Source organism: Maricaulis maris (assembly GCF_036322705.1).
Classification (GTDB): Bacteria; Pseudomonadota; Alphaproteobacteria; order Caulobacterales; family Maricaulaceae; genus Maricaulis; species Maricaulis maris_B.
Genome location: NZ_AP027270.1, coordinates 279,592 through 292,517, shown reverse-complemented (window position 1 = coordinate 292,517; position 12,926 = coordinate 279,592). Strand labels below are relative to the sequence as shown.

Genomic DNA, 12,926 nt, shown 5'->3' with positions numbered 1-12,926 from the left:
CCGCACAAACGGGGGAGATGAGATGCGGATTTCAAACGCGATTGAGCCGACAGAGGCCCAGCTGGCCGCCTTTCTGGCGCGCGCCGGTGACGGACCGGTCAACATGTTGAACTTGCTGAAATTCAAGGAAAAGGCGACCTACCCAGACGGTCGGGACGCCGACATGTCCGGTGCCGAGGCCTATATGCGGTATGGCGGCCCTGTGACCCGACTGGTCGAGCAGGCTGGCGGCACACTCAAGTTCTCCGCCCTGCCGTCGACCTTCCTCGTGGGAGAGGCGGAGGAGGGCTGGGACATGGTCGCCATCATGACCTACCCGTCTTCACAGACCCTCCCCAACCTGGCCATGACGCCGGAGTATCAGGCGCTCGCCGTGCATCGCAAGGCCGGGCTGGCCGGTCAGCTCCTGATCCCCTGCTTTGCCAAGGACACCTTCATCGGATGAGCCTGAAAACCCTCGCCCCGCAAATTCTGACCAGCCCGACCCTGCGCAGCCTGGGCAGGGGCCGCCACGCCTTGCAGAGACGTCTGTCGGGGAAGCCGCGGACCCTGCATACCTTCATCCAGCGCGATGAGGCCTATTCGCAGCTTCTGGTACAGGCCCTGCCGCGTCTCGCCGAGCGTTATGACGTCAAGATCATCTGGCATGAGGTCAGCCCGCCCGAGCGGTCTGCTGCACCGGAACCGGAAAAGCTGGCGGCCTGGTCACTCGAGGATGCCCGCTATCTGGCCGAGGCCTACCAGCTGGATCCTGGCGAGCACGACCTGCCGGCGATGAGCGCCCCGGCACATGGAGACGCGCTGCGGGCCAGGCTCGGCCATTACGGCTCAGCGATGACCTGGTTCGAGGGCGAATGGTATTGGGCCCTTGACCGCCTGCACCATCTCGAACGCCGTCTTGGCAGCGGGGACGATTTGATTTTCGCCCCGATTGCAGAACCGGATCACGCGGCCGGTGGCTCGCTGGAGGTCTTTCTCTCCCTGCGCAGCCCCTACAGCTATCTCGCCGCGATGCGCATGTTTGATCTGGCCGAGGGCTGGAACGCCCGGCTGACCCTGCGCCCCGTCCTGCCAATGGTGATGCGGTCCCTGCCCGTTCCAGCCACGAAGCGTTTCTACATCGTGCGCGATTGCAAGCGCGAGGCGGAGCGCTATGGCCTGCCGTTCGGCAAGATTGCGGATCCGGTCGGCAAGGGTGTCGAGCGCGGCCTGGCCATCCTGATCGGGGAGATTGAGCGCGGCCGCGGCAAGACTTTCCTGCAGGCTTTCATGACAGCCGTCTGGGCCGAGGGTGTGAACGCCGTTGGCGATGCGGGGCTGCGCCGGATTTGCGACCGGGCGGGCGTTGACTGGACCGAGGCTGAAGCGGACCTCGCCAGGGAAGACTGGCGCGACATCGTCGAGGCCAACCGGCTCGACCTGTTTGCGGGGGGGCATTGGGGTGTGCCGACCTTCAAGGTCGGCGACCGGATGGCGTTCGGACAGGACCGCCTCTGGCTGGCCGGCGAGTGGCTGCAGGCCGACGCCTGAGCAGCGGGTCGTTGCGCCACGGGGCCGGTCGCCGGGTCCGCCGATCAGCCCCCGATACTTAACAATCGCCGTTCTCTCGAGGGACAGGACACGCTATGATGGCGGCAGGAAGGTAGTCGGCTTGACAGCCTTGCCGCTCCCGCGGCGGAAATCCGCGGGCGGCCGGTCTGGCCAGCCCGGGGCAAGCCTGCTCCCGGGTCGCAAGCCGCAGGAACCCCGCTATGAGCAGACTTCCCCATGCGGAACGGCACAAGGTCCATCGCATCGGCTGGCTTCGCGCCGCCGTGCTGGGCGCCAATGACGGGATCGTCTCAACGGCCAGCCTGATCATCGGCGTGGCGGCAGCCGGAACAACCCAGACCGGGGTCCTGATCGCCGGACTGGCCGGACTGGTCGCCGGCTCGATGTCGATGGCGGCAGGCGAGTACGTCTCGGTCAGTTCGCAAACCGATGCGGAAGCGGCCGACCTGGCCAAGGAAACCGCCGAACTGAGAGCTTCGCCGGGCGCCGAGCTGGATGAATTGACCGGTATTTATGTTGCCCGGGGTCTGGATGCCGACCTCGCGAGGCAGGTCGCGACACAGCTCACCGATATCGACGCGCTGGGCGCTCATGCCCGTGACGAGCTAGGGATTTCGGAAACCGTCACCGCGCGCCCGGTTCAGGCCGCACTGGTCTCGGCCGCGACCTTTGCGGTGGGCGCGACGGTCCCGCTTGTGGTGGCCTGGCTGGCAGCACCGACCGTCATCATCCTGCTCGTTGCCCTGACCACGCTTCTCGCCCTGGCGACCCTTGGCGGGCTTGGTGCGTCCGCCGGCGGCGCCGATATCGTCAAGGGCGCGCTACGCGTCACCCTCTGGGGCGCGCTCGCCATGGCCGCGACCGCCGCTGTCGGGTTGATCTTCGGTGTCAGCGTCTGATGGCCGAAATGGATCCCTATAAGGTACTCGGGCTGACGCGTTCGGCCAGCCAGGCCGACATCAAGAAGGCCTATCGTCGACTGGCACGGACAAGCCATCCCGATATCAATCCCGACGATCCGGATGCCGAGGACCGCTTCGTACGGATTACCGCCGCCCATGACCTGCTGAAAGACCCCAAGACCCGGGCCCGCTTCGACGCCGGGGAAATCGACGCCACCGGACAGGAAAAGCCGCAGCGCCGCTACTATCGCGACTTTGCCGATGCCGAAGGGCCGCGCCCGTCTGCTGGCGGCTTCGACGGGATGGACCCTGACGACATCTTCGCCGAGATCTTCCGCCAGCGCGGCGCCGGCAGCGGACGTGACTTTTCGGCCCCCGGGCGGGACATCGCCTACACGCTCGACGTCTCCTTCCTCGATGCCGCGAGAGGGAGCTCCTCGCGGATTACCTTGCCCGACGGGGGCAGCCTTGATGTCACGATTCCCGTGGGCTTGCGCGACGGCCAGACGCTGCGACTGCGCGGCAAGGGCGGCGAAGGCCTCGGCGGCGGTCCGCGCGGCGATGCCCAGATCACGATACGGGTCTTGCCTCACCCCCTGTTCAACCGGGATGGCGATACAATCCGCATTACACTGCCCATCACGTTCGATGAAGCCATTCTGGGGGCACGGGTCGATGTCCCGACGCTGCAGGGGAACGTCACCCTGACCATCCCGAAAGGGTCGAGCAGCGGCAAGGTTCTGCGCCTGCGTGGACGGGGCGTCGAGGGCCGCGACGGGCCCGGCGATCAACTCGTCGAACTGCGCATTGTCGTCCCTGCCGCAGAGGATGAGGCGCTGACCGCCTTCCTCGAGACATGGCGCAAGGACCGCGATGACAATCCCCGCAAGCTCCTGTTGGAAGGGATACCGCGATGAGTGAAGTTTACACCCGCGAAGAGGCCCTGGCCCGGGTCACCCGTCTGACCCATCTGCGCCTGACGGCCTTTATCGAGGCCGAGGCAATTGTCCCGAAACAGCATGAGACCGGACCGGTCTTCGGCCCGGCCGACCTGGCCCGCCTCGACCTGCTGTGCGACCTCGCCGAACTCTACGACATGCAGCCTGATGCACTGGCCGCCATGGTCGCGGTCATCGACCGGATGCATGCGGCCCGCCATGACCGGCGCGTCCTGCTCGACGCCATCCGGGCCGAGCCCCCCGAGGTCCGCGCCCGCATCGCCGCCGCGCTGCAGCACAGACAAAAGACAAATCGCACAAACACGCCATAAAGCGACACAGTTCGAGCGACCACGAAAGCGTCTCGCAAGTGGGTCATTGCGGCCGCCTGGAGGAGCCTCGCCCTTGATCGCTGTTTGCGCGTCCCAACAGCCGATCCGAAGCCGGGCTCGCTGTTGACCGGAAGCTGAAACGCTTCTGCACTTGGCGGGAGGGCAAAGGCAGTGTCGGCGCCCGCACAGTCAACCATCCTGACGCCATGACGGCCCACCTCGCGGTCGATACACCCACCGCGGCGCACCTTGGAACGCTCGGAAAAAAGACGGGACCGACCGCACAAAGGGGCCAGCGACGCAGACTCCCATCGAGGCCGCCCGCGACGGCAATGAGTGATGCCGGAGCCTGCCCTAGCCTGGCCCGCCATCATCGATCTGGATCGGACGGAAGACATACCCTGCGGACCGACGGCAGCCGGGCGAGTTGGTGTCACCCGGGGCGCACAGACCGATCTCCGCCTCGTCCCGCGTCCCCTCATGGTGTCCAAAGCGCATGTCCTGGCGGATCGTCAGGCCGGATATCTCGAAGTCATGATCAAAGCGCCAGCTGGTGAAGGCCAGGTCGATCACCGCAAACAATTCAAGGACCGGCACGAATTCCATGGTGAAGCGGTATTCGGGATCCGACAGCACCACACCGGGAAACTGGCTGCTGCCTCGGTCCCCGAGGTCGAGCCTCATTTGCATCGGCCGAGCAGGATCATAGGGCCGGTTGAAGACAAGTCGGCAATTGCCTGACTCGAGATGCTCGTTGGATATCCGCGCATCGCTGCGATGTCGGGAGGTGCACGTGCTGATGTAGGATGGGTCGTCCTCGACCCGGGTAAAGCGGCCATCCCGGGGCGCGGCCTGCAGCGAGAACTCGCCGTTTGCGGCGTAGATGTTGACGCCCGGCTCAATGCCCGCCCGCGCAATCCATGCATTGATCTGGAGACCGGTTACATCGGCGGGCAGGCGCGGCTCCGCGATCCGGTGCCGCCCGCCAATCGGCGGCGCGAAGTCGGCGCAGGCCCAGTTCGGACAACTTCCCGCGCGGGGCACATCGACCGACGGACAGTTTATCCGGATGGTTTTCACCACGGGCACGCGCATCTGCAATTGGCAACCGGCCCAGACGCCGAACGTGAACTCGCGATCATCCAGGATCAGGGGTTCCGGCATGCCGGCCGCGCGATAGATCGAGCCACCGCCCGGCGTATCCTCGCGGCCTTCGGCGTTCACGCTGAATTGAAAGTTGGATCCGTTCCAGACCCGCGTATTCGGGTCTTCCCGGTAGAGCGCTTCGCTTTCGACCTCGACGCGGAAGGGAAAGCGGATTCCAGCGCGGTATCCAATGCTGTATTCAAACGCGATATAATAGTTTTTGCGACGGTTGAACGTATGCTTGTAGCGCTCCTCGATCCGATCCGAGAGCGTGAAGCCCGTGATGAAATAGTACTCACTGGACTGGCTGATCCTCTGCACGCGCGCCTCTGGCTGGGAGCGTGGCCCTGTTCCGGGCAAGCGCCGCGTCTCCCAGTTGTCCGGCAGGGTCGGTGTGCCGGTCACAACCGGGCCACCAATCGCCTGCACCACCTGCCCCGCACCTCCCGCGCGACCGCCTTGATCGCCCGGCTCATCGCCGATCCGACGAAGCTGGTCCGGCAGGCGCGGCTGAAGCTCTGGCGTCGGACGCAACGTCCCCCGCCTTGTCACATAGGGTGCGAGGACGGCAGGCAGATCACGGACTTGTCCGATCGGCTGGTCAAGATCGAAGCCACGCGTCAGCGCCCGATCATCAAGACGCCGGTCCACGGGACTGATCTCCCGGGAGCGATCGGCGAGGGGAATGATGCTGACGCGGGTGATCACACGCTCGTCGCCGTTGGCATCGAGACCGATCAACGCCTCATCCTCGAGGGCCAGAGCATCCCGAACGGTGAAGCCACGACGAAAGTCCGAGCCCGGTCGCATCCGGGCCAGCTCAGCCCGGATTTCATTGGCTTCGGCGCGGATATCTGCTTGCGTCGGCGGCAACATAAGGCGGGTCCGCGGATCAACCGCTTGCGTTCTGCGCGCCAGCTCCGGCGTCAGCCGTTCAGCCGGGTCCACAAGAACTGGCTGCCCGCCGGCAGTGGCCGCCAGATCATCCAGTGAGCGCTGACCCGGCAGGAGACACAGCTCGGCTCGCGCCTCGGTCACCAGACCGAGTTCCTCCCGGACTGCGCCCGCCATGCCTCGGCGGCCATTGGGTCGAATCCGGCCTGGACGATAGCCACAGGTTTCAGCGGAAACAGGGACAACCGCTTCCCGCGACACAATGATCCGATCCGCCATCACGAAGACTTCCTCCGTCACCGTTACCGGTCCGGCGAGGTCGAGCAAGCCTGGCTCGGCGGTAGCGATGGCGAGTAGGGGCAGATTGGTCAGGCGACTTGAGGAGATGTATTGCTGCAGGTCCAGCTCAACCCCCTCGCCAAGCGCGATCGCCACCGGCCCGCCTCGCATGAGGGCCGCGGAATCGAGTTCAGCGATGAAGAGTGGCGACCGGCGAATTTCCGCGCCGAGCTGCGGGGCCGAGAGATCCGCCATCGACGCCCCCATGCGCAAAGAAGCGGCATCGAGGGTTTGGGCAAGCCGGCCGGGAAGAGCTGCCTCCTGCCCGAAGACCGTTCCGCCGAACACCAGCCAAAGCGCTGCCAGAAAGCCGCTGAACCGCATACCCACCCCCTCAAGAACGATCAGACCCGAAATCGGTATGAGACTGGCGATGAATTGGCAATGAACTCGCCGAGGCCTGTGCCGCAAACCGGACACGCGGCCGCGATTCTCGGGATCCACACACCACTTGGACCGGGGCGCAGGCAGGCATGGGGCAGTATTGGGTATCGCGAGCGCATCGCCAAAACGACACCCCTGGGCGCAAGCCCGCGAGGTGCCGTACGCTCACTTTGCCACGGCAGGACACAAGGTTGGCGTGGTCACCACACGGCCAAGCGCCGCAGACTGCTCGGGAACCCAAGCGGAACTGCAGGCCTGCCCCGGAAGCAAAACCGGCGTTTTGTGGCATTGCTCCCGACCGGAAAGGGAAGGCGCCTCACCCGTCAGGGCTGATCAGCTGATCGAGAACAGGATTGGGGAAGCGTCGTTTGGAGACGATCGCAAAAAAGCTTTCGGTGATCCCCGGCAATCGGGCGACCTCGACGAGCCGGCCACTGGCCAGCTCATCCCTGACAACAACGCCTGGAAGCACGGCCAGACCGATATTCTCCCGGGCCATCAAGCGAAGCATGGCCATGTCAGCCACTTCGGCCACGACGCGTGGCGTGATCCCCAGCCTTTCAGTCAGGACGTCAAAGGCGTTGCGAAACCCCGTCTCGGCTGTCGGCAGCACCAGCGGTTCTTCGGCAAGCAGCTGCGCATAGTCGGTACGACCGGCCAGCCGTTCCGGCGAGCCGATCAAGCTGACATCCTGTTCGTCAAGGAGCCGGGCGGTCCAGGGCGTTTCCCGGTCACGCAGGGGTACCTGATTGACGAGAACGACATCCAGCTGGTGCTCGTTCAGTGCCGGCAGCAATTCTGTCAGGCTTCCAGACCGCACGACAACCTCGACATCCGGATCGGTAAAGACAGGACGAAGAAAGCCGAGCTGAAAGTTCCGGGATAGGGTCGACAGGGCCCCGACCCGCAACACCGCCCTTGCCGTCACGCTTGCGCCGCGAAGCCGTTCGATCATCTCTCGCCCGGCCGGAAAGATCCCGTTGGCATATTCCAGCGCGATCCGCCCCGCCTCGGTCAGGGCGAGGCCTCGGCCCTCGCGCACAAACAGCGCTTGCCCGACCTGGTCTTCAAGCTTGTGGATCTGCGTCGACAACGCCGACTGGGAGATGTTCAGCTCCTCGGCGGCGCGGGTCAGGTGTCCGATCCGGGCGACATGCCAGAAATATCGCAGATGATTGTAATTCAGCACGGAACCATTCTTCCAAACAGAACGTTATGTTCTAAACATTATATTATACCGAATAATTGCGCTTTGATAGATGCCGGGTCTGGAAACGGGAGACGGACCCATGCCCCTGACGGCGTCATACGCACTCTTCATCGCACCGGCCGCGCTGACCCTCTTTTCGGTGGCGGCTATACTCAGCAGCGGACCGCGACCCTTCGTGCGTCACCTGGTACCTGTGGCCGCCCTGCTGACCGTCGCCTGTGCCGTCGGCGCACTCGTCATCTTGCTCAGCATCGGGAGCCATAGCGCGAATCTCGGGGTTCTGTCGGCCCGCATCGATCCGGTCAGCGTCACGCTTTTCGTCCTGGTGGCGGTGATCGGGAGCCTTGTCCTCGGATTCAGCCGGACCTTTCTGGATGGCGAAAACCGGCAGGGTCCATTCCTCGGCTGGATGGGTGCGACCCTGGCCGGCGTCCTTCTTCTCGTGATGGCCGGCGACCTGTTCACCCTGCTTTTCGCCTGGATTGCGACAAGCCTGACCTTGCGCCGCCTCTTGCTCTTCTATCCCGATCGCCCGGGAGCCCAACGCGTTGCTCGCAAGCAGGGCTGGTGCGCGCTGGCGTCCGACCTGGCGCTCGCCGGCGCCGTCATCACACTCCTGCTGGCATTCGGCACCGCCGACATTGCGCAGATCAACACGGCGGCCCGTGAAGGCGTCGGCACCTACGCCACCCTGATGGCGGCCGCTCTGCTGGCCCTGGCAGCCGTTCTCAAATCCGCGCAATTTCCGTTTCACGGCTGGCTGACAGAGGTCATGGAAGCCCCCACTCCGGTGTCGGCCCTGCTCCATGCCGGGGTCATCAATGGCGGCGGCTTCCTGCTGATCCGCTTCGCCGACCTCATGCTGCTGGCGCCCAGCATCATGGCCGTCCTGGTGCTTCTGGGGGGGTTCACCGCTCTCTTCGGGGGCCTTGTCATGCTGACCCAGCCAGCAGTGAAGACGTCTCTCGCCTGGTCAACAATCTCACAGATGGGCTTCATGATCCTGCAATGCGGGCTGGCACTCTTCCCGCTCGCGCTCCTGCACATCGTGGCGCACTCGCTGTACAAGGCGCACGCCTTCCTCGCGAGTGGGAGCGCCGTGAGCGCCATTCTCGAGGTGCGCCGCCCGGGGCCGATTGCGGTGCCGAAGCTGCACGCCGTCATTCTCGCCTTTATCGGCGGGCTGCTGTGCTACACGCTGATCGGGTTTCTCATCGGCTTCGAAGGCAAATCGCCCCAGGCGATCGCGCTCGGCGCCATCCTGGTCTTCGGCGTCTCCTACCTGTTGGCCCAGGGCTTCGCGGACAAGGCTCCGCGCGCGCTCGCCGTCTATACGGTCGGATACGCCGTCATGACGACGCTCGCCTATTTCAGCCTGCAGACCCTCACCGAATACGCCCTGGCCGGAACGCTACCACCTGCGCCGGCGATCGGTCCCTTGCAATGGGCCCTGATCCTGCTCGCTCTGATCAGCTTCGGCACAATCGCCATCGTCCAGGCCAGCTTCCCGCTCTGGTCCGGCCATCCGGCCGCCCGCGGCCTGCGTGTGCACCTGTCCAACGGACTCTACATCAATGCCCTGACTGACCGCTGGCTTCGCAACTGGGCGGTCCGGCGTGGCCGCTGACCAGATCCGGGACAAGGAGATCAAACCCATGACATCGCCCATCTCGACCGACGACATGACCCATGCTCCCACGCTTCGCGCTGCCCGGAAAATCCCGCCGGCCTGGCCGCTTGATGCCACGGTCGCCGTCAACCCCTTCCTTGGCCGGTCCAGCGAAAGTTTCGGCACGGCCACCGATGAGCTCGAGCGTCTCACCGGAACCCGGATGTTGCCGTCCCGGGACTGGTTCCGGAGCCGCTTCGATGCCGGCGAGATCGCAAACCATCATCTGGAGGCGGCCACCGCTGCGCTCGGCGTCACGCTTGACCTGGCAGACCTCCATGCCGCTCTGGACGCGGACATATCACCATGCGAGGCCCTGCCGACCATCGCTGATCTTGCAACGAAATCGACAGGTACCGATTGGAAAGCCCTCGCTGGCGAGCGCATCGGCCATTGGGCTGCCGGATTTTTCGATACCGGCCAGGCCCTCTGGACGCGACCAGCGAACCTGGTCGCCTGGAAGGATTGGCGCGACTTCGCCCGCAATGACTTGACCACCGAGATACACGGCCTCACCGGATTTGCCAGCGAGGCCGATGCCGCGCCCGCCAACTCGGCGGAGTTTATTGCTCTGGCCCTGCAGGATCTCGCGATCCCGGCCTCGACCCAGGACAGCTATCTTCAGGCGCTCCTGCTTGATCTGGGTGGATGGGCTCAAATGGCGCGCCAGCGCCTCTGGATCGCCGAGAAGGCCGGTGGCACCGATCAGACAATCACCGACCTGCTCGCCATTCGCCTGTTCTGGGACTGGCATCTGGCCCGACAGTTCGAGCACCAGCTTGAGCAACCGGGCCTGGCCATCGCGCATGCCTGGGCAGGGTCAGGGTCCGAAGACCGCGACCGCCTGGCAGACCAGGTCTGGCAGACAGCTGCCGAATACGCAGCCCAGGAGGCGCTCAACGCGGCTTTCCAAGCCGATCACGGGCCGACCGGACCGGCGCGTCCTGACCTGCAGGCCGTCTTTTGCATTGATGTCCGGTCCGAGGTCTTTCGGCGCGCTCTCGAAAGCACGGACGGAAGCGTTGAAACGATCGGTTTTGCGGGATTTTTCGGCATAACCACGGCGCACCATTCGGGCGGCTCGGATGTGGTTGAGAACCGCATGCCCGTACTGGTCGATGCGGGTTTCCAATCCGTTGAGGGTGATCAGGACGATACCGAACATGCGAAGAAGGATCTCGCCGACCGCTATCGTGCCCGGGCCCGGCGCGCCTGGGGGCGATTCAAGCTTGCCGCCGTCTCATCCTTCGCTTTCGTGGAGTCCGCCGGTCTGACCTACCTGGCCAAGCTGGGCAAGGACGCCCTGATCCGCGTGTCCGGCAAAACCCGACCGCGCGCCCGGCCCTGCCTGTCGCCGATGCCGGCGCTGGAGACCCGTATCCAGACCGCCGAAACCGTGCTTCGGGCAATGTCGCTGACCGACAATTTCGCCCGCCTCGTATTGTTGGTCGGGCACGGTGCCGACGTCGTCAACAACCCGGCCGCAAGCGCCCTGCAGTGCGGCGCCTGCGGCGGCCATTCCGGTGCGGTCAATGCCCGGCTTCTCGCTGGCATACTCAACGATCCGTCTGTCCGGGACGGGTTGGCAACGCGCGGCCTTCCTGTTCCCGATGACACCATCTTCATGGCCGCCTTGCATGATACCGTGTCAGACACCGTCACCCTGTTTCACGACGACCACCCGGCTCCCGACCATGCCAAAGACCTCGCCCGGACCCGCGCCCGGCTTGCCAGCGCCGGCAAGGCCTGTCGGGCCGAGCGGGTTGAACGCCTGCCGGGGGCTTCACGGCAAGGTCAACTCTCCCGGCGCGGCCGCGACTGGGCCCAGACCCGGCCGGAATGGGGGCTGGCCGGCTGCCGCGCCTTCATCGCCGCACCGCGGCACCGCACGGCCGGCGCCGGCCTGTCCGGACAGGCGTTCCTGCACAGCTATGACTGGCGGGCGGACAAGGACTTCTCGATTCTCGAACTTATCCTGACAGCACCGGTGGTCGTGGCGAGCTGGATCAACCTGCAATATTACGGCTCCGCAGTGGCTCCGGACGTGTTCGGGTCCGGCAACAAGCTGCTCCACAATGTCACCGGCGGGATCGGCGTCGTGGAGGGCAATGGCAGCGCACTGCGGGCCGGCCTGCCATGGCAGTCGGTGCATGACGGCGAGCGGCTCGTTCATGACCCGCTTCGCCTGTCGGTCTGTATCGAAGCTCCCATCGAGGCCATCAATGGTGTCCTCGCCAAGCACGGTTCGGTCCGCGAGTTGTTCGATAATCACTGGCTCCATCTGCTGGCTCAGGACGAGACGGGCTGTCTGGCCTGGCGGTATACCGGCGACCTGACCTGGGCAGCCATTGATCCGGGAGCGAGCGCCTCGCAGCGTGCCGCATGACGCATCGCGATGCGCTGGATCAGCTTGAGAGCGAGGCCATCCAGATCCTCCGCGACGGTGTCGCCGAGGCGGACCAGCCGGTCCTGCTGTTTTCGGGCGGGAAGGACTCGACCGTCCTCGCCCACCTCGCGCTTCGCGCCTTTTATCCTTCGCCGCCGCCGCTCCCACTCCTGCATGTCGACTCCACCTGGGAGTTCCGCGACGTTATCGAGTTTCGCAACCGTTTCGCTGTGCAGCACGGGTTCGAACTGGCCATCCACCACAATGAAGAGGGCCGGAAAAAGGGACTGAACCCGATCGAGCATGGCTCGACCTATACAATGCTCATGCGCACCGGCGCTCTCAGGCAAGCCCTTGATCTGGGACACTACGACGTCATCTTCGGCGGCGCACGACGCGACGAGGAAGCGACCCGCGCCAAGGAGCGGATCGTGTCGGTGCGCGAACGGGGCCATATCTGGGATCCCAAGGCTCAACGGCCGGAGCTATGGGCACGCTACAACTGGCGCCGCTCGCCGGGGCAGACCCTGCGCGCCTACCCCTTGTCCAACTGGACCGAATTCGATCTCTGGGCCTACATCCTGCGACACCGGATCGCCCTGTGCCCGCTCTACTTCGCCGCGCCACGGCCCGTGATCGAGCAGAACGGGCGTCTGATCATGGTCGACGATCCGGAGCGGGCGAAAAAACTCGGCCTCCCTGAAGCGACACAACGAAGTATCCGTTTTCGGTCCCTGGGCTGCTGGCCCGTCACCGCCGCCGACATGTCGGAGGCGTCCACGCTGGAAGCCGTGGTCAAGGAAACCCTCACCGCCCGGATCTCGGAACGCAGCGGCCGCGTCAGCGACGAGTCCTCACTCGAAGCGCAGAAGCGGGAGGGATATTTCTGAGGATGCGAATGGAGCATCCCCCAGCCGATCCGCCAGACAGGCGCCGACACGGACAAGTTGGTCCAATCGCCCGTCGTGTCAGAGAAAGACGACCCCGCCGTCGGTCATGATAGCCTGGCCAGCTGTGTAATCGAAATCCGGTCCCGCTAGATAATGCACCAGTACGGCGACGTCCGGTGATGCCGCTACAGGTCGCAGTAAAGAAAATTCGGCGCGAAGGTTGAAGGCTGTTTGTCTTTGTGACGCGGTGGGTCGATCATTGAACGCCCGGATCCACAACGCTGA

The 12,926-nt window shown here is 64.9% G+C and carries 10 protein-coding genes; 8 read left to right on the top strand and 2 right to left on the bottom strand.

The window, feature by feature from the left end; all coding sequences use genetic code 11:
- Window positions 1–22 precede the first annotated feature (22 nt).
- From AAA969_RS01365 to AAA969_RS01345, 5 genes are all read left to right on the top strand, one after another.
- Window positions 23–445, top strand: coding sequence for a DUF1330 domain-containing protein (locus AAA969_RS01365; RefSeq protein WP_338242798.1), 423 nt, complete (start codon window positions 23–25; stop codon window positions 443–445).
- A complete protein-coding gene (locus tag AAA969_RS01360) occupies window positions 442–1,530 on the top strand; it encodes a 2-hydroxychromene-2-carboxylate isomerase (RefSeq protein ID WP_338242795.1) in 1,089 nt (362 codons plus the stop codon). The genes AAA969_RS01365 and AAA969_RS01360 overlap by 4 nt, the downstream gene beginning before the upstream one ends.
- Before the next feature lie 221 nt (window positions 1,531–1,751).
- Window positions 1,752–2,450 (top strand): VIT1/CCC1 transporter family protein, encoded by a 699-nt coding sequence (locus AAA969_RS01355; RefSeq protein WP_338242793.1) that lies wholly within the window; start codon window positions 1,752–1,754, stop codon window positions 2,448–2,450.
- Window positions 2,450–3,370: a J domain-containing protein gene (locus AAA969_RS01350; RefSeq protein ID WP_338242791.1), complete on the top strand. Its 921-nt coding sequence runs from the start codon at window positions 2,450–2,452 to the stop codon at window positions 3,368–3,370. Before AAA969_RS01355 ends, AAA969_RS01350 begins: the two co-directional genes overlap by 1 nt.
- The gene (locus tag AAA969_RS01345; RefSeq protein WP_338242789.1) at window positions 3,367–3,723 is read left to right on the top strand and encodes a hypothetical protein; all 357 of its coding nucleotides are present in this window, start codon (window positions 3,367–3,369) and stop codon (window positions 3,721–3,723) included. The genes AAA969_RS01350 and AAA969_RS01345 overlap by 4 nt, the downstream gene beginning before the upstream one ends.
- Window positions 3,724–4,077: 354 nt before the next feature.
- Here the strand turns inward: AAA969_RS01345 and AAA969_RS01340 are convergent, their stop codons facing one another.
- Both AAA969_RS01340 and AAA969_RS01335 read right to left on the bottom strand, forming a co-directional pair.
- Window positions 4,078–6,426, bottom strand: a complete 2,349-nt coding sequence (locus tag AAA969_RS01340; protein ID WP_338242786.1) for a hypothetical protein — start codon at window positions 6,424–6,426, stop codon at window positions 4,078–4,080.
- A 376-nt stretch (window positions 6,427–6,802) separates the two neighbouring features.
- On the bottom strand, window positions 6,803–7,675 hold the full coding sequence (locus AAA969_RS01335) for a LysR family transcriptional regulator (protein WP_338242784.1): 873 nt from the start codon (window positions 7,673–7,675) through the stop codon (window positions 6,803–6,805).
- Between the two features lie 100 nt (window positions 7,676–7,775).
- On the opposite strand from AAA969_RS01335, the gene AAA969_RS01330 reads away from it, so the two are divergent.
- The 3 genes from AAA969_RS01330 to cysD are packed head-to-tail and all read left to right on the top strand — an operon-like array spanning window position 7,776 to window position 12,641.
- Window positions 7,776–9,323 carry a proton-conducting transporter membrane subunit gene (locus tag AAA969_RS01330; protein ID WP_338242782.1) on the top strand — a complete coding sequence of 516 codons (1,548 nt, stop codon included), beginning with the start codon at window positions 7,776–7,778 and terminating at the stop codon, window positions 9,321–9,323.
- Window positions 9,324–9,351: 28 nt separating this feature from the next.
- Window positions 9,352–11,751, top strand: a complete 2,400-nt coding sequence (locus AAA969_RS01325; RefSeq protein ID WP_338242780.1) for a DUF2309 domain-containing protein — start codon at window positions 9,352–9,354, stop codon at window positions 11,749–11,751.
- Window positions 11,748–12,641 carry a sulfate adenylyltransferase subunit CysD gene (cysD, locus tag AAA969_RS01320; protein WP_338242777.1) on the top strand — a complete coding sequence of 298 codons (894 nt, stop codon included), beginning with the start codon at window positions 11,748–11,750 and terminating at the stop codon, window positions 12,639–12,641. The genes AAA969_RS01325 and cysD overlap by 4 nt, the downstream gene beginning before the upstream one ends.
- Window positions 12,642–12,926 lie beyond the last annotated feature (285 nt).

Coding starts and splice junctions, on each gene's coding strand:
- AAA969_RS01365 (WP_338242798.1), top strand. CDS start 23: ATGCGGATTTCAAACGCGATTGAGCCGACAGAGGCCCAGCTGGCCGCC.
- AAA969_RS01360 (WP_338242795.1), top strand. CDS start 442: ATGAGCCTGAAAACCCTCGCCCCGCAAATTCTGACCAGCCCGACCCTG.
- AAA969_RS01355 (WP_338242793.1), top strand. CDS start 1,752: ATGAGCAGACTTCCCCATGCGGAACGGCACAAGGTCCATCGCATCGGC.
- AAA969_RS01350 (WP_338242791.1), top strand. CDS start 2,450: ATGGCCGAAATGGATCCCTATAAGGTACTCGGGCTGACGCGTTCGGCC.
- AAA969_RS01345 (WP_338242789.1), top strand. CDS start 3,367: ATGAGTGAAGTTTACACCCGCGAAGAGGCCCTGGCCCGGGTCACCCGT.
- AAA969_RS01340 (WP_338242786.1), bottom strand. CDS start 6,426: ATGCGGTTCAGCGGCTTTCTGGCAGCGCTTTGGCTGGTGTTCGGCGGA.
- AAA969_RS01330 (WP_338242782.1), top strand. CDS start 7,776: ATGCCCCTGACGGCGTCATACGCACTCTTCATCGCACCGGCCGCGCTG.
- AAA969_RS01325 (WP_338242780.1), top strand. CDS start 9,352: ATGACATCGCCCATCTCGACCGACGACATGACCCATGCTCCCACGCTT.
- cysD (WP_338242777.1), top strand. CDS start 11,748: ATGACGCATCGCGATGCGCTGGATCAGCTTGAGAGCGAGGCCATCCAG.